The organism is Enterococcus canintestini (assembly GCF_001885735.1).
Classification (GTDB): domain Bacteria; phylum Bacillota; class Bacilli; order Lactobacillales; family Enterococcaceae; genus Enterococcus_C; species Enterococcus_C canintestini.
Genome location: NZ_JXKG01000006.1, coordinates 78,755 through 98,729, shown reverse-complemented (window position 1 = coordinate 98,729; position 19,975 = coordinate 78,755). Strand labels below are relative to the sequence as shown.

General features: G+C 36.0%; 24 protein-coding genes and 1 other annotated feature. Of the genes, 5 read left to right on the top strand and 19 right to left on the bottom strand.

The window, feature by feature from the left end; genetic code table 11:
- Nucleotides 1-453 precede the first annotated feature (453 nt).
- From rplL to RU96_RS05500, 5 genes are all read right to left on the bottom strand, one after another.
- Nucleotides 454-825, bottom strand: coding sequence for a 50S ribosomal protein L7/L12 (rplL, locus tag RU96_RS05520; RefSeq protein ID WP_071864535.1), 372 nt, complete (start codon nucleotides 823-825; stop codon nucleotides 454-456).
- A 54-nt stretch (nucleotides 826-879) separates the two neighbouring features.
- Entirely contained in the window at nucleotides 880-1,383 is a 504-nt protein-coding gene (rplJ, locus tag RU96_RS05515) for a 50S ribosomal protein L10 (protein WP_071864534.1), read from the bottom strand.
- 36 nt (nucleotides 1,384-1,419) lie between these two features.
- Nucleotides 1,420-1,551 (bottom strand) — a sequence feature (ribosomal protein L10 leader region).
- 54 nt (nucleotides 1,552-1,605) lie between these two features.
- A complete protein-coding gene (gene rplA, locus RU96_RS05510) occupies nucleotides 1,606-2,295 on the bottom strand; it encodes a 50S ribosomal protein L1 (protein WP_071864533.1) in 690 nt (229 codons plus the stop codon).
- 101 nt (nucleotides 2,296-2,396) lie between these two features.
- Complete coding sequence (gene rplK, locus RU96_RS05505) at nucleotides 2,397-2,819, bottom strand: 50S ribosomal protein L11 (RefSeq protein ID WP_071864532.1); 423 nt, start codon at nucleotides 2,817-2,819, stop codon at nucleotides 2,397-2,399.
- A gap of 333 nt (nucleotides 2,820-3,152) precedes the next feature.
- Entirely contained in the window at nucleotides 3,153-3,875 is a 723-nt protein-coding gene (locus RU96_RS05500; protein WP_071864531.1) for a glucosamine-6-phosphate deaminase, read from the bottom strand.
- A 228-nt stretch (nucleotides 3,876-4,103) separates the two neighbouring features.
- Between RU96_RS05500 and sdaAB the strand changes: the two genes are divergently transcribed.
- On the top strand, nucleotides 4,104-4,769 hold the full coding sequence (gene sdaAB, locus RU96_RS05495) for an L-serine ammonia-lyase, iron-sulfur-dependent subunit beta (protein ID WP_071864530.1): 666 nt from the start codon (nucleotides 4,104-4,106) through the stop codon (nucleotides 4,767-4,769).
- 13 nt (nucleotides 4,770-4,782) lie between these two features.
- Nucleotides 4,783-5,655: an L-serine ammonia-lyase, iron-sulfur-dependent, subunit alpha gene (sdaAA, locus tag RU96_RS05490; RefSeq protein WP_071864529.1), complete on the top strand. Its 873-nt coding sequence runs from the start codon at nucleotides 4,783-4,785 to the stop codon at nucleotides 5,653-5,655.
- Between the two features lie 59 nt (nucleotides 5,656-5,714).
- Here sdaAA and RU96_RS05485 read toward each other — a convergent pair whose 3' ends face one another.
- Nucleotides 5,715-7,328 (bottom strand): ABC transporter permease, encoded by a 1,614-nt coding sequence (locus RU96_RS05485; protein ID WP_071864565.1) that lies wholly within the window; start codon nucleotides 7,326-7,328, stop codon nucleotides 5,715-5,717.
- An 8-nt stretch (nucleotides 7,329-7,336) separates the two neighbouring features.
- On the bottom strand, nucleotides 7,337-8,218 hold the full coding sequence (locus RU96_RS05480) for an ABC transporter ATP-binding protein (protein WP_071864528.1): 882 nt from the start codon (nucleotides 8,216-8,218) through the stop codon (nucleotides 7,337-7,339).
- A 191-nt stretch (nucleotides 8,219-8,409) separates the two neighbouring features.
- Here RU96_RS05480 and RU96_RS05475 point away from each other — a divergent pair, with 191 nt between their 5' ends.
- Complete coding sequence (locus RU96_RS05475) at nucleotides 8,410-9,003, top strand: TetR/AcrR family transcriptional regulator (protein ID WP_071864527.1); 594 nt, start codon at nucleotides 8,410-8,412, stop codon at nucleotides 9,001-9,003.
- A gap of 264 nt (nucleotides 9,004-9,267) precedes the next feature.
- Here the strand turns inward: RU96_RS05475 and RU96_RS05470 are convergent, their stop codons facing one another.
- The 11 genes from RU96_RS05470 to rpmG all read right to left on the bottom strand — a co-directional run bounded on the left by RU96_RS05470 (nucleotide 9,268) and on the right by rpmG (nucleotide 16,977).
- Nucleotides 9,268-10,128, bottom strand: coding sequence for an alpha/beta fold hydrolase (locus RU96_RS05470; protein ID WP_071864526.1), 861 nt, complete (start codon nucleotides 10,126-10,128; stop codon nucleotides 9,268-9,270).
- Between the two features lie 303 nt (nucleotides 10,129-10,431).
- Nucleotides 10,432-11,610 (bottom strand): SIS domain-containing protein, encoded by a 1,179-nt coding sequence (locus RU96_RS05465; RefSeq protein WP_071864525.1) that lies wholly within the window; start codon nucleotides 11,608-11,610, stop codon nucleotides 10,432-10,434.
- A gap of 39 nt (nucleotides 11,611-11,649) precedes the next feature.
- Nucleotides 11,650-12,381 (bottom strand): GntR family transcriptional regulator, encoded by a 732-nt coding sequence (locus RU96_RS05460; protein WP_071864524.1) that lies wholly within the window; start codon nucleotides 12,379-12,381, stop codon nucleotides 11,650-11,652.
- Nucleotides 12,382-12,553: 172 nt separating this feature from the next.
- Nucleotides 12,554-13,594, bottom strand: coding sequence for a PTS system mannose/fructose/sorbose family transporter subunit IID (locus RU96_RS05455; RefSeq protein WP_071864523.1), 1,041 nt, complete (start codon nucleotides 13,592-13,594; stop codon nucleotides 12,554-12,556).
- The gene (locus RU96_RS05450; protein ID WP_016171301.1) at nucleotides 13,584-14,390 is read right to left on the bottom strand and encodes a PTS mannose/fructose/sorbose/N-acetylgalactosamine transporter subunit IIC; all 807 of its coding nucleotides are present in this window, start codon (nucleotides 14,388-14,390) and stop codon (nucleotides 13,584-13,586) included. Before RU96_RS05450 ends, RU96_RS05455 begins: the two co-directional genes overlap by 11 nt.
- A 27-nt stretch (nucleotides 14,391-14,417) precedes the next feature.
- The gene (gene agaV / locus RU96_RS05445) at nucleotides 14,418-14,900 is read right to left on the bottom strand and encodes a PTS N-acetylgalactosamine transporter subunit IIB (RefSeq protein ID WP_071864522.1); all 483 of its coding nucleotides are present in this window, start codon (nucleotides 14,898-14,900) and stop codon (nucleotides 14,418-14,420) included.
- Nucleotides 14,901-14,943: 43 nt separating this feature from the next.
- On the bottom strand, nucleotides 14,944-15,231 hold the full coding sequence (yajC, locus tag RU96_RS05440) for a preprotein translocase subunit YajC (protein ID WP_071864521.1): 288 nt from the start codon (nucleotides 15,229-15,231) through the stop codon (nucleotides 14,944-14,946).
- Nucleotides 15,232-15,234: 3 nt separating this feature from the next.
- Nucleotides 15,235-15,669, bottom strand: coding sequence for a PTS sugar transporter subunit IIA (locus tag RU96_RS05435; RefSeq protein WP_071864520.1), 435 nt, complete (start codon nucleotides 15,667-15,669; stop codon nucleotides 15,235-15,237).
- Nucleotides 15,670-15,996: 327 nt separating this feature from the next.
- The gene (nusG, locus tag RU96_RS05430) at nucleotides 15,997-16,542 is read right to left on the bottom strand and encodes a transcription termination/antitermination protein NusG (RefSeq protein WP_071864519.1); all 546 of its coding nucleotides are present in this window, start codon (nucleotides 16,540-16,542) and stop codon (nucleotides 15,997-15,999) included.
- A gap of 99 nt (nucleotides 16,543-16,641) precedes the next feature.
- Nucleotides 16,642-16,812, bottom strand: coding sequence for a preprotein translocase subunit SecE (gene secE, locus RU96_RS05425; RefSeq protein WP_071864518.1), 171 nt, complete (start codon nucleotides 16,810-16,812; stop codon nucleotides 16,642-16,644).
- 12 nt (nucleotides 16,813-16,824) lie between these two features.
- Nucleotides 16,825-16,977 (bottom strand): 50S ribosomal protein L33, encoded by a 153-nt coding sequence (gene rpmG / locus RU96_RS05420; protein WP_016171295.1) that lies wholly within the window; start codon nucleotides 16,975-16,977, stop codon nucleotides 16,825-16,827.
- A gap of 189 nt (nucleotides 16,978-17,166) precedes the next feature.
- On the opposite strand from rpmG, the gene cbpA reads away from it, so the two are divergent.
- Entirely contained in the window at nucleotides 17,167-17,808 is a 642-nt protein-coding gene (gene cbpA, locus RU96_RS05415) for a cyclic di-AMP binding protein CbpA (protein WP_071864517.1), read from the top strand.
- Nucleotides 17,809-17,841: 33 nt separating this feature from the next.
- Here cbpA and RU96_RS05410 read toward each other — a convergent pair whose 3' ends face one another.
- Complete coding sequence (locus RU96_RS05410; protein ID WP_071864564.1) at nucleotides 17,842-18,336, bottom strand: QueT transporter family protein; 495 nt, start codon at nucleotides 18,334-18,336, stop codon at nucleotides 17,842-17,844.
- A 570-nt stretch (nucleotides 18,337-18,906) separates the two neighbouring features.
- Here RU96_RS05410 and RU96_RS05405 point away from each other — a divergent pair.
- The gene (locus RU96_RS05405; protein ID WP_071864516.1) at nucleotides 18,907-19,887 is read left to right on the top strand and encodes a diacylglycerol/lipid kinase family protein; all 981 of its coding nucleotides are present in this window, start codon (nucleotides 18,907-18,909) and stop codon (nucleotides 19,885-19,887) included.
- Nucleotides 19,888-19,975 lie beyond the last annotated feature (88 nt).

Below are 19,975 nucleotides of genomic sequence, written 5' to 3'. Positions count from 1 at the left end.
ATTAACAAATTCAGAAAAACACATTATTTTTCATTTTTATGAAAAATAATGCGCTTTAAAAATAACTAATTAAATTATCTGTTATTTTAATAATTCTAATCTACAAATCTTATTGGTATAGACATATTTAATCTATCTCATTAAGAAGTTGATGTTATGCTTCATTTTGTAAAATTAGAAAAAAACAATTTCCTATTAAATTCATTTTTTTGAAAGAAAATGACAAAATCGTAAAAATCCTTAAAAATAATCAGATTATTACAGTAAATAATCTGTTTTTTTAGTTATGTGACAAATTTAACTTTTTCTTTTTATACCTAATTTTTAAATTATTTTTGTTAATTATGAGTATGAATTGATTTTTTTGTACTTCGTTATGTGGAGCAGATCCTTTTCAAAAACACAAAAAAACCGAGACCCTATAAAGATCTCGGTTTTTGAAATAATCAAAGATTATTTAACTGTTACAGATGCGCCAACTTCTTCAAGTTTACCTTTCAATTCTTCAGCTTCTTCTTTAGAAACTGCTTCTTTGATTGGTGCAGGAGCGCCATCAACTAATGCTTTAGCTTCTTTCAAGCCTAAGCCAGTTGCTTCACGAACTGCTTTGATAACTTTAACTTTTTGGTCGCCAGCTGAAGTTAATTCAACAGTAAATTCTGTTTGTTCTTCAGCAGCGCCACCAGCTGCACCAGCTGCTGCTACAGCTACAGGAGCTGCTGCAGATACGCCAAATTCTTCTTCGATAGCTTTAACTAAGTCGTTTAATTCTAAGATTGTCGCGCCTTTTAGCTCTTCGACAATGTTTTCGATATTCAATGCCATGATTGATTTTCCTCCAATTTAGGTTTTGTATTTTTTATTTAGATTATGCGGCGCTTAGGCTGCATCTCCATCTTTGCTTTCTGCAACTGCATTGACAGCGTAAGCCACGTTGCGGACTGGCGCTTGTAGTACAGATAGCAACATAGATAATAGACCTTCGCGGTTTGGTAATTTTGCCAAAGCTGTGATTTCTTCTAGAGAAGCCACTTTACCTTCGATGATACCGCCTTTTAGTTCTAGTGCTTTTGCGTCTTTAGCAAATTCGTCCATGATTTTCGCTGGTGCAACTACATCTTCGTTACTAAATGCAACGGCAGTAGGACCTGTGAAAACTTCGTCCAAACCTTCTAAGCCGGCTTGTTTGGCAGCGCGAGAAAGGATAGAGTTTTTGATAACTTTCATTTCAACGCCTGCTTCACGCAATTGTTTACGTAAGTTTGTTACTTCTTCAACTGTTAAGCCACGGTAATCAGCGATTACTACAGATGCGGCTGCACTAAATTTTTCAGCAACTTCGTCCACGATTTGCGCTTTTTTAGCGATTGCTGCTTCACTCACTTGTATTTCACCTCCTGATTTTGATGAACAAGGATTTAAGGCAAAGAAAAAAGCCTCTCCTTGTCACCGTAGACATAGAGGGACTATTGAATGTTCTCCAATAAATGTCCTCGGTAGGAAATTAAGACGTACGTCACCTACTGTCTTCGGTACAGTTAATTATTAACCTTGACTACCTTACCATAGATAAGATAGTCAAGTCAATGTTTAAATTACAATTAATTAAAATGAAGCTTGGTCAACGTGAACACCAGGACCAAATGTTGTTGTCACTGAAATGTTTTTAATGTATTGACCTTTAGCAGCTGATGGTTTAGCTTTCACTAACACATCGTTAATTGTTTTGAAGTTTTCAACTAATTTGTCATCTTCAAATGAAACTTTACCGATTGGCACATGTACGTTACCAGCTTTATCAACACGGTAAGTAACTTTACCAGCTTTTACTTCGTTAACAGCTTTTGTAACGTCCATTGTAACAGTACCAGTTTTAGGGTTAGGCATTAAACCTTTAGGACCTAAGACACGACCTAATTTACCAACAGTCGCCATCATATCTGGTGTTGCAACTACTACGTCAAAGTCAAACCATCCACCTTGGATTTTTTGAACCATGTCGTCATCGCCTACAAAGTCAGCGCCAGCAGCTTCTGCTTCTTTTGCTTTTTCACCTTTAGCGAAAACTAAAACAGTTTGTGTTTTACCAGTACCGTTTGGTAATACAACAGCACCACGGATTTGTTGATCTGCTTTTTTAGGATCAACATTTAATTTGTAAGCAACTTCAACCGTTGCGTCGAATTTTGCGATATTTGTTTCTTTTGCCAATGCAACAGCTTCTTCAACTGAATAAGCTTTAGTTGTATCAACTTTTTTCAATGCTTCTTGCATTTTTTTGCTCTTTTTAGCCATTTTGTTTCCTCCTTGATGTGGTTATAACGGTAGAACCTCCCACGTGTCTCGTATTTTTCAATAGCGAGCGAACTGAGAAGCTACTTCCTCAGGGTGTAGAATTATTCTACAGTGATCCCCATGCTTCGTGCAGTACCTTCGACCATGCGCATAGCAGCTTCTAAGTCAGCAGCGTTTAGGTCAGCCATTTTAGTTTCAGCGATTTCTTTAACTTGATCACGCGTAACTTTTGCAACTTTTGTTTTGTTTGGTTCGCCTGAACCTTTTTCAACACCGGCAGCTTTTTTCAATAAGACTGCAGCTGGTGGTGTTTTTGTGATAAATGTAAATGAACGGTCTTCATATACAGAGATCACAACTGGAATGATTAGACCTGCTTGATCAGCAGTACGGGCGTTAAATTCTTTGGTGAAGCCCATGATGTTGATACCCGCTTGACCTAGCGCAGGACCTACTGGTGGAGCTGGTGTTGCTTTACCTGCAGGAATTTGCAATTTAACGATTTTTTCTACTTTCTTTGCCACGAGACATACCTCCTTGAGTCCGTGATGTGGTTAATTGGAGATGCATATTTCCCCTCCCACGTACTTGGTTCTTTTAATCGCAAGTAAATAAAAATACGAAATAAAAGACCAATAAAAAATGCGTGCCTCAAAATAAGCGTGAGTTTACGCACACTGAAATATTATAGCAATAATTTTAGAAATTGCAACGAAATTTTACTCAATTATTGCTAAAATTCACAAAGAAACGCTAATTTTAATGAATAGTTTAAAAGCAAATGCTAATTTTTATTTACAAAAAACTTTCCTATTTTCATTTAAAAAACATCTGAGAAATAGGAAAGTATTTATTTACTAATCCTTCAATTCACTTGCAGCTTCTTCATCTAATAAAAGCGTCAAATTAGGATGTAACTGTAAAATGGAAGAGGGAACCGCTTCTGTCACTGCGCCAAAGAAAGCTTTTTTGACAATTGCCGCTTTTTTCTTCCCATTGGCAAACATAACTAAGTGTTTAGCCGCCATCACACTTTTTGGTCCCATCGTATAAAACTCGTTTGGCACTTTATTTATATCCCCGTCTACTTCTGCTGCTAAAGCTTCACGAAGGGCTTTGTCTGCTGAAATATCAACAGCATATGTGCTTGCTCCGAATTTTGTCCAACCAGGTAAATTTCCGCAAAAATGGCCGTCACTTCCAATTCCCATGAGGATTAAATCTAAGCCACCAGCCTTTTTGATGCGTTCATCTTGTGTTTGCCAGTTTGAGGCATCTAAAGGGTGAATTTGCTCATTTTTTATTTCTGCTGGTGTAAAAAATAGGTTATCTAAATTACGCATAGTGACCCCGTAACCGTTACTATTGGCAATAGGTATTTCATCAAAATTGTAATAATGAACATTTTCGTAATGCGTACGTCCTTTTACTTGCGGTACCATAATTTCATATAACCGTTTGGGAGTATTGCCTGCTGTAATTGCCAAATTGACTCTGCGCTCTTCATTCATGAGACCTAATAAAATATTGGCTGCAACTTGACTCATAGCTTCATAGTCTTTTTCAATAATCAATTTCATCGCTATTCCTCACTTCCTTATAATGAAAACGTTTTACTTAATAAGTATATCGTAAAATGATTGACTCGTGTTAACTTATTGTGGTTTTTGATTTTTTTTGCTATTATTGCGCCAGTTCAACTCATTCTAAATTTTAAAAAACTTATCTTTTTTATAAGAATTTCTGACTTAAAAATCGTTATTTTTATGTTAGACTACAAATGCAGAAAATAAAAACGAGGTGTCATAATGGAACAGCTGAAATATCGTAGTGTTTTTGACATTATTGGACCTGTAATGGTGGGACCTAGTAGTTCGCATACTGCTGGTGCAGCTAGAATTGGTAAGGTCATTCGCAGTATTTTTGGTGAGCAACCAGACAGCGTAGATATTTATTTATATGAATCTTTTGCAAAAACGTATCGTGGTCATGGAACTGATATTGCTCTAGTAGGTGGATTATTAGGGATGGAACCAGATGATGAACATCTCGCTGACTCTTTAAAAATCGCCTATGAACGCGGCATGGAAGTTTACTTTATTCCTAAAAGCGAAAAAGCAGAGCACCCTAATTCCGTAAAAATGGTCCTGCATAAAGATGGACGCACATTATCTGTAACGGGTAAATCCATTGGTGGTGGTAATATTCAGATTTCTGAACTAAACGGCTTTAAAATCTCACTTTCAATGGGTACACCAACTTTTATTACCGTTCATCAAGATGTCCCTGGTATGATCGCCAAAGTGACAAATATTCTCTCTGAACGCGGGGCAAATATCGGAACAATGACTGTCACCCGCGAGTCAAAGGGTGAAAAAGCCATTATGATTATTGAAGTAGATGAACCACAACCAGGTATTTGTGAACAACTAAAAGCGTTAGATTACATGTACACGGTTAATTATTTTGATTAAGGAGTAAACGCGCATGTTTTATACAATTGCGGATTTAGTGGAACAAGCACAAGCTTATGATTCCGTTGCGGATTTAATGATTGCAACTGAAATGGAAGTTACAGGACGTAAAAAAGAACAAATTATCGCTTTAATGGAACGCAATTTAACGGTTATGGAAAATTCTGTAGCAGAAGGCGTAGCTGGAGTAAAGTCTGTTACCGGACTTACCGGTGGTGATGCTAAAAAAATGAATGAGTACTTAAATCATGGCAATTTTTTAAGTGGCGAAACGATTTTAACCGCTGTCCGCAATGGAATTGCGGTGAATGAGGTAAATGCCAAAATGGGCCTAATCTGTGCCACGCCTACTGCAGGTAGTGCTGGTGTAGTTGCAGGTGCTTTATTAGCAGTCCGAGAACGCTTAAACTTAAGTCACGAAGAGCAAGTCAACTTTTTATTTACAGCGGGCGCTTTTGGTTTAGTTATTGCCAATAATGCTTCTATTTCTGGTGCTGAGGGTGGTTGTCAAGCAGAAGTCGGTTCTGCTAGTGCCATGGCCGCTGCGGCTTTGGTCTGCGCTAACGGTGGTACTGCTCATCAAGCTGCCCAAGCAGTTGCCATTACTTTAAAAAATATGATGGGTTTAATTTGTGATCCAGTTGCAGGATTAGTGGAAGTTCCCTGTGTGAAACGTAACGCATTGGGATCATCACAAGCTTTTATTTCCGCGGATATGGCATTAGCCGGAATTGAAAGTGTTATTCCGCCTGATGAAGTGGTAGCAGCAATGTATCAAGTAGGACGTCAAATGCCATCTATTTTTAAAGAAACAGCTGAAGGTGGCTTAGCCACAACGCCTACTGCCCAACGACTACAAAAAGAAATTTTTGCCAAACAAGAGTAAAATGGACAAAATAAAAAACGCATCCTCCTAGTAAAAGGAAAGGATGCGTTTTTTATTACTTAAGCCGTTTCTTGTAAATCACGTCTATTATAACCAATAAACCCGAAGACGATTAAAACACAACTGATTGCTGTAATCAATAAAAAGCGTGTCAAATCAAAATCAGCTACTGGTAGTTGGGGTAACCATTTTAATGCAGAAGTATTATTAAACCAATCAGGCAAATCCAAAATACCACCAAAATAGCTTAAAGCAAAAGAGTAGCCTAGATAAGCATAGACAACTTTACTAAGTTTTGGCGCAAAGCCAAGACAAAACGCAGTTAAACCAATAAAGAATAAAACGACAGGTAATAAATTGAAACCTGCTTCAAAAAATTCTTGTAAAGGCATGCTATCAGCTTTTTTCATAACACTTACCGCCGTAGCACCTAAACTATAAGAACTAATAAATACACCTAACACACCACTAATGATAGCAACGAAAAGCGCAGTAGCATAGAGTTTAAAGCGAGATACTTTCGTTGCGAAAATTTGACTCATCCGGCCGTGACTTTCTTCATTAAACAACTTATTTACTACAGCAATTGGTAAAATAGCAACTAAGGCAATCATTACCATCATAATCGTCCCAGTAAAAGATTCCGCTAAACTCCCGCCACTATGAACAAACATTTGTTTAATTAATTCGTTACCTTCCATAAAGGTTTGCATGTCTTGATAGACAGAACCATAGGCTGCTCCAATTACAGCAAAGCCAATTAACCAACTCATCACAACAGTAAAATTAATTCGGACATACCAACCCGGTACAGAAAGTAGTGATTTCCGCGCGTTTTTCCGTCCTTCTTTTTCTGGCAAGAAGCCTGCATTATAATCACGTTTCCCTTCTAAAAAGAAACTAAACCAGAGGACAAACAGACTAAAGATGAAGCCAATCGCTAAATAAAACCAATTATTCTGTGTAAAAGGATAAGTTAGATAAGTCCAGCCTAATGGATTTAATTTTGATAGATCAGCATTATTAATATCTGTTGCTGCTCTAAGAAGATACAACAATCCAATAAAACCAAGACTAGTACCAATTGCGCCACTTGCAGTGGGCATAATTTGAGCAAATAGCAACCCAAAAACAGCACCTAAAATACCCGCTAAGGCGATGGAAAAACCAAACAACATGCTGCCATTAAAATTAATACTATCAGCCTGAAAAGAAGTCATCAAACCACTTATAAACAGACCTAAAATCAAATTAATCAATAAAACTTCCACTAAAACGGCTAAAGAATTTGCTTGTCGCCCTACCCGAAAAGAACGAATTAATTCTGTTAATCCTTGTTCTTCTTCCTTACGGGTATGATTAATCACATGAAGCGCACTTAAAATCATAGAGAATAATCCACAAAACAGTAGCATTTCATTGGCATACATCGCACCAATCGTATAATCATTAGCATTTGCAATCGATGTTGTCCCAATCATGGCAATCATCGCCGGATTTTGCATTGTATGGTACATACCGACTAACCCTTGCCCTTTTGAAATTTCTTCAAAAGCAGAAACAAAGCCACCGCTAAATAACCCTAATCCTAAAAGCCATACACAAATCTTTTTCCAATCACGTTTTAAAAATTGGAGGAATAACAAGTTCCATTGTGAAAATTTTTCTGCCATTTTCGCCATCACCCTTCATAGTGTCTAATAAATAAATCTTCTAGTGTCGGCGGTACAACTTCAAACTTTTCAACGTTTAATTTAGCTACAGCTGCCAAAATAGTGTTCAAAGATTTGTTATCAATCGCAAATCTAACTTCTTGCCCTTTTTGCTGAAAATCATATACGCCGTTTAACTTAGCTAATTCACCAACATCCCCTTTAGCAACAAGCGTAAGGGTCGAACGCGTTAAATGGCGGAGCTCTTGTAGTGTACCTGTTTCAACTATTTTTCCTTCACGAATGATCACGACTTTATCAGCTAAACGCTCTACTTCACTTAAAATATGTGAAGAAAGTAAAATTGACTTACCGGCATTTTTTATCTTTTCAACTTCATCTTGAAAAACAGCTTCCATTAAAGGATCTAAACCAGAAGTAGGCTCATCTAAAATATAAAGATCAGAATCCACCGATAAAGCGGCAATGAGACCGACCTTTTGGCGATTTCCTTTTGAATAACTTTTCGCTTTTTTACGTGGATCCAACTCAAATTTTTTAATTAAGTCATCTCTTTTTTTAAAGTCAGCACCACCATGTAATTTCATAAATAAATCAATAATTTCACCACCAGTAAGATTGCCCCATAAAGCCACATCCCCTGGTACATAAGATAGACGCTTATGAATTTCAATACTATCTTGCCAAGCATCTTTGCCAAAAACTTTTACACTACCTGCATCTTTTTGCAAAATTCCTAAAATAGTTCGAATAGTAGTTGATTTTCCCGCACCATTTGGACCAATAAATCCAACTACTTCCCCTGGAGCAACTGTAAAACTAACATCTTTTAAGGCTTGGAACTTGCCAAAACTTTTTTGCAAGTTATTAATTTCAATTAACTGCATCATTTTTAAGACTCCCTTTTTCCATTATTTGCTAGCAGAATTTTTTGAACTAATTCTTTATTACGAGTTCAATATTATGTTTTCGACTAAAAAATGTCAATTAAAATCCACCAGTTTTTGAACTATTTTTTCATTTGCAGTTTAAAATCATTTAATTATAATAGAGATAGCGATTCTAGTTAGGAGGTGTGGCAGTGAACGGCTTTGAAAAGCGAACAGAACAAAAAAAACAAATAGTATTACAAACTGCATTTGATATTATGAATAGCGATGAAGGGAGTAATGCGTTAACAATTGATAAAATTACGCAATTAACCAAAATTTCAAAAGCGACCATTTTCAAATACTTTCAGTCCAAAGACAATTTAATTAAATTAGTATTTAAAAATTTCATGACTCAAATGGCAAATGATGCTAAAGCGGTAGTAAAACAAAACAAATCGTTTGCTGAAACTTTTGCGGCATTAACACAGTTAAAAATCGATCATCTCAACTGCGTCACCAAACAATTTTATTTAGACTTAATGGCTTGCTATACCCAAACAGAAGATCAAGAACTCGCTGCCTTTATGGCAAACTATGCTAAAGAAAGCAATCAAGTTTTACTAAACTTGTTTCAAAAGGGCCGTGTTGAAGGTGCTGTCGATCCTAAGTATACAGATGAATTTCTCTTTATCTATATCGAATCCCTCATCGCTGGCGTTTCAGATGCTTCAATTTACAGCCGCGCATTACCTTATATTGAAGAATGGAGCGAAGTCTTATTAAAAGGCTTGGCACCACAATAAGAAAATTAATTTGAACTGACTTCAAGTTGTGATAGTTTATATATTTAAAAAGGTATGTTACTAAACAAAAGCTATCCTTCCACTTATGAAAGCAAAAATGAGGTATGACAAAAAATTTTGTCATACCTCATTTTTCGCAAATAAACAACTCGCTCAAAGCATTTCTTAGTAAGCTGAGATTAAAAAAGTTAACCCGCAATTTACGTAAAATTTCTTTTATTGTTGCAGCTAGCAACTACTATTACAACTTATTTTTAACTTCTATTATTGCGGCCATAAAAAATTCGCCACAGCCTGATCGACCGCTTTATTTTCATGCAACTGACTATGTTGGGCATTGGCACCATAAAATATTTTACTTGTCACTTTATTGGTTTGACTTAATAAGGCATTGACACTTAATGCGCTTGTTAAGGGAACAGTACCATCACTAAAATTATTTTGATTAAGTTGGCCTGCCAAAAGCAATATCTGAATTTTTTGGTCCAGATTGCCGACTAAATTTTGATAATCTTGATAACGGCTAGAAACTTCATTGGGGCCATTTTTTAGTAAGTCTGCAACAGATTGACTCTCGCTGGTATCTAAAAAATCGTTAAATGGTGCGCCTATTGCCACAAATTTTAAAATCTGTGGTTGCGTTTCATCATTAGGATAAGTCATCAAATAACGTAGCCCTGAAACACCACCCATTGAATGTCCAACTAAATTCACTTGATTAATACCAGCTTTTTTTAAAGTTGCTAAACAATTATACAACCACTCCGTTTGTGACCATTCATTATTTTTGTTATCTTCAAACAACACCTGAATTAAGGGATTGTCTTTTTTACCACTTAGCTGCCCTGTCAGCGTAACTTCTCCGACTGGTGAAACTTTCATCAGTACCTCTTTTTTAGCAATATCCGATTTTTCCAATCGTTTTAACATACCGCCAAAAGAATTTTCAGTGCCACTGTAGCCGTGAATAAATAAAGTGGGAACAGCTGATTTTGTTTTTTTTACTACGGTTGTCTCTGCCTTTTTTTCAGGCTTAGCTTGAGCGGAATTAGAAGAGGTTTGTGCAGTATTCCCACATCCAGCTAAAACCAATAAAAAAAGCCCTATTATAAACAATTTTTTCATCGTCTCACATCCTCTTCTTGCATTATACGCTAGTCTTTTTAGTAGAGAATAAATTCTTATTTTTTTATTGAATTTTTATCATCCCCGCACGTTTACAATTCTTCAGCTTGCAGGCAAGAAATCAAAATTTGAATCAATCGCTCTTTAAATTTTATATGATTATAGCTTAATGTCCTAGCGTTGTAGCTTATTCAATTACCTTAATCTCTTAGTGTTATCTCTTATAATAATCATTAAATTTACGTATATAAAAAAGTTGTGACAAGATCCTTGTCACAACTTTTTAAACTTATTCATAGTGATTTACGCTTCAAAAGGATGAATCGTTACACCTTTTACCACACGGTTCACTGTTCCTGTTGGTGATGGTGTATCTGGCGTATTGCCAACTTTAATTGAAGAAAGAAGTGAGACTGTTTGTGCGACCATTAAAAATGGCAAAGCAGCATAGCCATCAGGTAACTTCTCCTCACTTGAGTTAAACACAAAATTAGTACCGTTAAAATTATTTTCGCTATTTTTTTGGCTAATTCCTAAAACAGAAGGCGCAATTTTATCTGCATAAACTTCTTCTAAAATATCGACATCGTATTGGCGCGTATAGTCATCGTTATTAACGAACACAAACATAATCGTCTTTTCATTAATAAAAGATTTCGGACCATGACGAAAGCCCATTGAAGAATCAAAAACGGTCGCCATTTTACCAGCCGTAAGTTCTAAGACTTTTAAAGAAGCTTCTCTAGTTAAACCAGCCAAACTGCCTGAACCAAGATAAACAATACGATCAAAATCCAAATCAACAATTTTTTGTACTTCATCTTCTCTAGCAATGGCCTCATTTCCTAGTATTGCCATTGTCTTCACATACGTTTCTTTTGTCGCAAGATCATTTTTTTCATCAAATAAAAGTAACGCGGTAAGCGCCATGCAAGAAAAGCTGCCTGTCATTGCAAAGCCTTGGTCATTGGCGCGAGCTGGCATCATTAACAATAAATTATGTTCATCGCCACTGGCTGCTTTTGCTAATTGTCCTTCAGGGGCACAAGTAATGGTAATATGTCTTAAGTTTTTCACATATTTATTAGCCACATCCACTGCCGCAACACTTTCGGGCGAGTTTCCACTACGGGCAAAAGAAACTAGAATCGTCCAGTCATCTGGGTGTAAGTATTCCGCCGGAGAAGCGACAATATCGGTTGTGCCAATACTTTCAAAAATGAAATGACGGCTATCTCCAACTTTACTTAAATAAGGTTTTATCGTATCCCCAACATATTGAGAAGTTCCGGCACCGGTAAAGACAATTCGTACTTTCCCCTCCGCCACTTTTTTTACTTCTGTTAAAAAAGCATTTATCCGTTCAATATTTTCTTTATAATAAGTAAAAGCTTCCTGCCATAATTCTGGCTGTTGCTTAATTTCACGAGTAGTGATTTCTGCTCCCATTTTTGTTAGCTCTTCTGTTGAAAACTGAAACATGTTTATCCTCCTTTAAACATTTGAATATCTCGTTTAATTTTATTGTTGTGTATTTTGATGAATAATTTTATACCGAAACTGATCTGCACGGGCAACACTGTACGTAAATTCAATGATTTCATTGGCTTGATTATATGTTTTACGCATTAAAGACAATACTGGAGCCCCTTCTCGAATTTCTAAAAAAGGCGCATCTTTTGGTCGGGCAATGTTAGCAAAAAGTTCTTCTTCTGCCACTTTGACCACCTCGTGATAATCTTCTTTGAAAATATCATAAAGTGCTTTATGCTCTAAATCTGCTTTGGTCAAATCTAAAAATTTATTCAATGGTAAATACGTCCTTTCTAACATTAACGGTTCACCATCTGCACTTCTTAATCGTTTCATTTTAATCAGCTTCATCCCTAGCTTGCCGTTAAATTGATTAGCCAAAAATTTATTGGCTTCAATTTTTTCAAATTCTAAGACAGCGGTATGAGGCGTCCGTCCTAAAGCTTTCATTTGTTCGGTAAAGCTATACATTCCTTGTAAATTGACACTAGTTTCTTTTAAATCAGAAACAAAAGTCCCCTTACCGTGCTGGCGATAAATATAGCCGATTTTTTCTAATTCTTGTAAAGCTAAACGAACCGTTGTCCGACTCAATCCATAAAGATCAGATAATTCTCGCTCAGAGGGTAACATTGTATTGGCTTCGTATTCGTTTTCAATTTTTTCCTTTAATAATTCAACGAGTTGATCGTACAAAGGCTGTTTTTTTGCACGCGTCATAGAATACCTCCTCACAACTGGTTACTACCACAATATGAGTTTATCTTTTTTTTTAGTTAAAGTCAATAAAAACAACAAATAAAGCGCTTATATTTTTTATAACATCTAGACCACATATAAAAAAAATACCACTTATCATAAGAGAATAAGTGGTATAATTTATCAAAGTTTTTTAAGGCCAGATATTTGGCCAAATACCAAACCCTGATCCGACTAAGCCGATTACCAACAACAGCAAGATACATTTTAATGGTGTCCAGCCGCGTTTTGATAATAAGAAGTATAAAAGTAACGTCATAGCTAGTGGAATCATTTGTGGTAAAATACCATCTAAGATTTTTTGAATATCAATGGTTACAGGAGTCGTTTCATTGCGATTAAAAGTTACTTCAAAATCGCCGGAAGGTAATTTCACAACACCTAAAGCTTTTTCACCTTCAGCAGCATCTTGAACATCTTCTGTCAATTTACCATTTTCATCTTTTTTATAAATATATTCATCATACTTGTGTTCTTCTCCGGCCGGCACAACCGTTGTAACTGAATGAACAGTATTTGTTTCGCCATTTGGAATTTGAACATCAACTTTTGTTGCACCATAAACACAAGTTAGTGACCCAACAACGAAGATACCTAAAATACTTGCTGCCCGCGTAAACTCTTTGGCATTTTCTGTTAAGATACCAATTGCATCGGTCCCAAGTTTATATGACCAATTCATTAAGAAGAAACGCAATGCAAATTGAGCAATATTGAAAACAAGCAAGAAAATAAATGGTGCAGCTACATTTCCACTAATTGCCATATTGGAAGTAATACCAGCTGTAATTGGTACTAAAGTAAACCAGAATAGTGCATCCCCAATACCACCTAAAGGACCCATTGCAGCCACACGAACGGCCCGAATAGTCGGAATATCTGCTTTATTTTGTTCTAGTGATAAAACAATCCCCATTACAAATGTTACTAAAAATGGATGGGTATTAAAGAACTCCAAGTTATGACTCATAGAAGCGGCTAAGTCATCTTTATTTTTGTGAATTTTTTTCAAACCTGGTAAAATACCGTACAACCAACCACCAGCTTGCATCCGTTCATAGTTAAAAGATGCTTGTAAGAACAATGAACGCCAAACCATTTTATTTAATGTTTTCTTATCGAGTGTTTCACCCACTGATTGATCTTGATACGTATCTGGAATATTATATGCCATCTTCGTCACCTCCGAAGTCATTTGCATTGGCTGTGGCAGTTTTGAATTTAGATTGGATTTGGTAATCCCAGAAAGCTAACGCAAAACCGATAAATGCCAAGATAATCAAAGCAGGACCAGACAAGCTTGGCGCTGCCATTACGATTGTTGCTAGACCAAAGCCCATGAAGTAAAAGCCCCACATATCGCGAGAAACCATTACTTTTAATAAGATTGCAAAACCGACATAACGCATCATGCCCCCAGCAGCTGATAAACCTTTCATCAACCATTCTGGAATTGCACTAACAACTTGTTCCCCAAAAGTTGCACCACCGATAAAGAATAAGACAACGATTAAACCAAAGATGGCACCAATTGCTGCCATAGCTAAATAGTTAATGCGGTCAATTCCTTTAGTATTGGCATCATGAGCATAATTATCTGCTACTGACATTACAGGTGACATGGCAGAGAAAATCAAAGTTACAGCGTATTGACCTAATAATGAAAATGGAATTGCTGTTGCAACTGCTGCTGTTGGTTCTAATTTCAATGTGATAGATAAAATGGCAGCCATAATTCCGCCGATAACGGCATTAGGTGGCTGTGCTCCACCAACTGGCATATTCCCGATGGTCATCAACTGATACGTACCACCAACGATTAAACCTGTTTGTAAATCCCCTAAAATAAGACCAATTACCATACCTGTTACAATTGGTTGATATAATGATTCCAAGAAACTGAATTGATCAATAGCGGCGATAAATGTCACTAAAAAGACCAATAAGATCTGAATGAAATTATAATCCATTCTTAAACTCCCTCCTTAAGCTCTCGCTTAGTTGAATAGTTTGCTGCTGTCTTCTACTGCTGTTGTTGGTACGCGACGTATTTCTAATTCCACCCCTAAATCTTGCAATTTTTTAAAGGCTGCAACATCTTCATCATCCACGGCCACAGTGGTAGCAACTTGGCGTTTTCCTTCTGCCATGTGCATATTTCCAATATTTAATTTTTTAATTGGCACGCCTCCTTCAACTAATTTCAAAACATCTTCTGGATTTTCAGCAATAATGAAAATCTTTTGCTTTGGTGAAGCCTTATGGATGATATCGATCGTTTTTTGGATCGAGAAATACCGTGTTTGAACACCACTTGGCGCTGCCATATCCATTAAACCTTGGCGTACTTTGTCTCCGGCAACTTTATCATTGGCCACTAAAATTAAATTAGCTCCTAACGTTCCGTTCCATTGTGTTGCCACTTGCCCATGAATTAAGCGGTTATCGATGCGTGTTAATAAAATATTTGGTTCTGACATAATAATTCCTCCTAAAATAGTTTAGTTTGTAAGTTTTTTAGCGTTATTTCACAATTTCTGAGATCGCATACCGGGAAACCTCAATGATTGTGCCGGATTTCACTTCAATATCAACTGTTTCTTTTTTTTGATTGATGACTTTGACGGTACCGTAAAGACCATTAGCAAATTTTACTTCTTGACCAGGTGCGAGAGATTGGTGCAATGTTTTAAAGTGCTCTTTTTGTGATTTCATACCGCGAGCACCAATAAAATAATAAATAATAGCAAAAGCGATTACAAAAACTAACACCACAATTGAAGCACCTAGAATACTGTTCCAAAGATTCATAAGCTAAATCCCTTCTTCTTCTACATCATCTTCTTCATGAAGAACTAATTGTGGATGTACCACACCAGTCTGACCTGCAGTTACAGCATCTTCTACTAATTGTGCTAAATCTGTGCTGGCATAACGTAACCCAATTGTTTCGATTAACATTGGCAAATTGGCACCAGCTACAACTTCAACATTTTCAAAGTCTTGCGCTGCAATCATAGCTGTTTTAAATGGTGAACCACCAAGTAAATCACTGAAAACCAAAACGCCTTCACAAGTAGCGCTTAGTGTTTTTATAGCATTTTTAATCCTCATTTCAAAATCATCGATATTTTCACCATCAGTAAAAGCTACGACTTCAAAAAAATCCGGCTCACCTGCGATCATCTTTAAAGCCCCATAAAGCCCCGGTGCAAATGAACCATGACCAGTTAATAAACAACCAATCATTTTATCGCCTCCTTCAAATTAAAACGTTACTCATCTGGTAGTAACCACAAACCAATTATAAAAGCGCTAACATTTTATGTCAAGAAAAAATTTGAACTTTAAAATAGCAGCGGTAAATCTGATAAAATAAGTAAATTTAAGCTTTTCTCTTTAAAATAAAAAACAAATTTCATAATTTATCAGGTATTTTTTTCAACTTTTAACTGGTTATAACCATATAGAAAGTAAAACCAGAATTAATTATATCGTCATCCTCTCACAAAAAAAGATTTTTACAAAAAAAAGACTGTGACATAGCCATGTCACAGCCTCAAAAGTTTAAAGATATTAAGATAGACTATCCACTTGTTCAAAATCTAATTCGGTACTTGTTTCTCGTCCAAACATATCGATATTTACTTTTAATTTTTGTTTTTCATCATCGATTTCAGCCACTTGGCCTTCTAAGCCAGCAAAGGCACCTTCAATAATCTTAACAGTATCCCCAACATTAACTTCCAAATCACTTGTTCGTGTACTCATACCAATTGAACGCAAAATATGATTGATTTCTTCTTGTAGTAAAGGTGCAGGTTTACTTCCGGCACCATGTGAGCCGACAAAACCGGTAACACCAGGTGTATTTCGCACGACATACCACGATTCATCAGTCATAACCATTTCCACTAAGACGTAGCCTGGAAAAGTTTTATGAACAACTTCTTTTTCTTTGCCGTTCTTTAATTCTTTTTCAGTTTCTTCTGGGACAACAACACGAAAAATAAAATCGCCCATACCCATACTTTGTGCCCGTGATTCAATATTTGCTTTGACTTTGTTTTCATAACCAGAATACGTGTGTAGCACATACCAGTTTCTTTCAAATGATTCCATTTGTTTGGCTCCTTTTGTCTAAAATAAAAAAACCTCAGTTGCCCGAAGTTTTTTCTTCTTAGCTATTATAGCATTTTTTACATTGTTCAGCTAGTTAATTTATTTTAAAATCCAGCCGAAGATACTCTTGATTGCGGTATCCATCACAAAGAACATGGCGGCAAAAATCAAAGATGTTTCAATAACAACCAGTGTATCTTTGCGTAACTGTGCCTTTGTCGGCCACGTTACATTTTTCATTTCATCTACTACACTACGTAAAAATTTCATGCCTGCTGCCTCCTATTTGGTTTCTCGATGCAATGTATATTGATTGCAATATTTACAGAATTTATTAATCTCCAAACGTTCGCCTTTTTTCCCTTCACTCACAGATTTTGTGTAGTTACGAGATCCGCAAACGGAGCAGGCTAAAGCGGCTTTTTTCGCACCCATCTTTATGGCCTCCTTCAAATTGATCACACTTTTATATCAGCTTCTATTTCATAGACTGATTTGTTTACAAAAGTACACTTTAACTTAGCATGTTTTTTTCTGACTGTCAATGAAGCTAACCAGCTATGTCTTTTTTGAAAGAATATGATATGATAAATTTGTTAAATTGGAGATAATGGAGGGTTTGTTATGCTACTAAAAACCATGGTGTATAAAAAAAGAGATTTGACCACCGTCAAAGAAACAGCAACATTAGCAGAGGCATTAGAAATTTTGGAAGATTCCGGTTACCGTTGTGTGCCAATACTAGATGAAAATGAAAAGATTTTCCGAGGAAACATTTATAAAATGCATATTTATCGTCATAAAGCAAACGGTGGCGATATGAATCTACCTGTCACCCATTTGCTTAAAAATGCGACAAAATTTATTTATGTGAATTCTTCTTTTTTCAAAGTCTTTTTCACTATTAAAGAATTACCTTATATTGCTGTGTTAAACGAAAATAATGAATTTTATGGTATTTTAACCCACAGCTCACTATTGAATATGTTATCGCAATCTTGGAGCGTTGATCAAGGCAGTTACGTTTTAACAATTGCTTCAACCGGTAAACAAGGTGATTTAGCCGCAATTAGTAAAATTATCGCAAAATACAGTAGCATTGCTAGCTGTATCACATTAGATATTGGTAAAGATGAGTTTATTCGTCGAACACTCATCACATTACCTGCTAAAACCGATAAAGTTGTTTGCGATAAAATTATTAGTCATCTCGAAAGTAAAAATTTCAAAGTTGTTGAATTAGAAGATTTAACAGCCGCAGAATAAAAAAATGGCTTGGGAAGATTCCCAAGTCATTTTTTATAGTTGTTTAGTAAAGTGCAGACGATTGTCTAACCACAGCATGATCGGTGCAGAGATAGACATAATAATTAACTCACTTATGGCCGTTGTTAAATACGTTGGCCAAAATGGCAAATCAGCCGTAATCAGCAACATAATAGCAATTAAAAACATACTAAAAGTGAAAAAGGCAATATTGCAGCCTAACAAAATCTTTTTATCTTTTACTTTATTTTGCAAAAGACTCGTTAATGTCAATGCCAGTAGAGTTTGTCCTCCACCAAAAAGGACATCCATCATACCATAACCAAATAACGCATTATAAATGATGACACCTAAAAAGATTCCCCATAAATATTTTCGGTTAAAAACGACTAAGTGATTTAAACTTTCAGAAATCCGAAATTGAATCGGACCGGCTGAAAACGGGGTAACTAAAGAAAGTGCCACATATAAAGCCGCCACAACCGCATTTACCGCCAAAACTTTGACATTGGTGTTACTTTTACTCATTTGCACAAATTTTTCCTTCTTTCTCCGAGTTTTGATGACGCGGGATGGTTGATGAACCGCGATAGCTACAAGTAATTTTTTAAGATTATTTGCAACTTGTTCTATTTTACCTGCATTACTTACATTTGACCAGTCTTTTTTAATAAAGACTCACCAATAAAACTAGCTTTTATTAAAAGAAAAAATGACAGCACAATCCAGAAGTCACTTAAAAGAAAACGCTTGCAAATCCTATTGAAATATGGTATAAAATAGGTGTAAGGGGTCATAGGAATTCCCAGTAACGTAGACGATGTAGGTTCTACACAACAGAGAATTGTTATGAGACTTAAAAAATTGCTAAAGGATGTGGGAATTTGAGTTACTCCTTACTAATTGAATAGGGTCTAGTGAGTTAAGATTTATTAAGTGGACATCAGAACCTTAATAAGTAGACAAAAAAGCAACAAAGACAGCAACACCTTCACAAAAAAACTCACTAGATCTTTTTTTGTGCGCTTTTTTCTTTTCCCTCCTCAGTTTTTTCTGTTAAAATATGGAACATTAAGTGTAAAAGAGGAGCAAAAAATTGTGAAATTTCATTACATACTCTTGATTAATCAAGTCTCTGGTGAAGGCAATGGAAAAAAAACCGGTGAGATTATTCAAAATTTATTAGCGGAACAACAGATGAGTTATGAAAGCCATTATACCCAATATGCTGGTCACGAAGCCAAAATAGCAGAAGATCTGGCACTTTCTCGTTTAGTCGGTTGGAACGATGAGATAAAAGCTGCTTATGAAGATAAACTTTATCCTTTATTAGTTGTGATCGGTGGCGATGGGACCTTACATCAAGTTCTAAATCAATTTTATCGCATGAATAAAGAGTTTCCTGTGAGTTATATTCCTGGGGGTTCTGGTAATGATTTTGCCCGTGGTATTAAACTGCCAAAAGATCCGCAAAAAGCTTTTTGGGCAATTCAACGGGCTAAAGAACCACAAATTATTAATACTTTGACCTATGATGAAAAAATTCAAAATGAAAAAGGCTTAGTCATTAACAACGTCGGGATTGGCTTAGATGCCGCCATTGTCGCAGCTACTAATGATTCTTTGACCAAAAAGACTTTAAACAAATATAATCTTGGCTCTTTTGCCTATATTGCTTCAATTGTAAAAGTCTTGTTTACTCAAAAGGGATTTCCCATTTTATTAGAAGTAAATGGTGAAGAACATACATTTAAAAAAGCTTTTTTATGTACTACCACAAATCATCCATATTTTGGAGGTGGAGTGGCAATTGCCCCAATGGCTAACGCTCGCAAAGATAATCTCGATTTGGTGGTAGTGGAAAGAATTTCGATGATTAAAATTTTAGGCTTAATTGTGCGCCTCATCACCAATAAATTAACGACTTCAAAACATTATCATCATTATAGTGGTCATAAACTGCGCATCGTTTCCACGGTGCCAGAATATGGTCAAGCTGATGGCGAAGTGATGGGTTCTCGTCCTTTTGATATTACCTTTGCTACTAAACCTCAACTGATTTGGTATTATCCTGAATAAAATTTTAACTATAAAAATACGCAAACTACCTTAGCCTTAATGGCATAAAGATAGTTTGCGTATTTTGTCTTACCGGTTTATATTTACT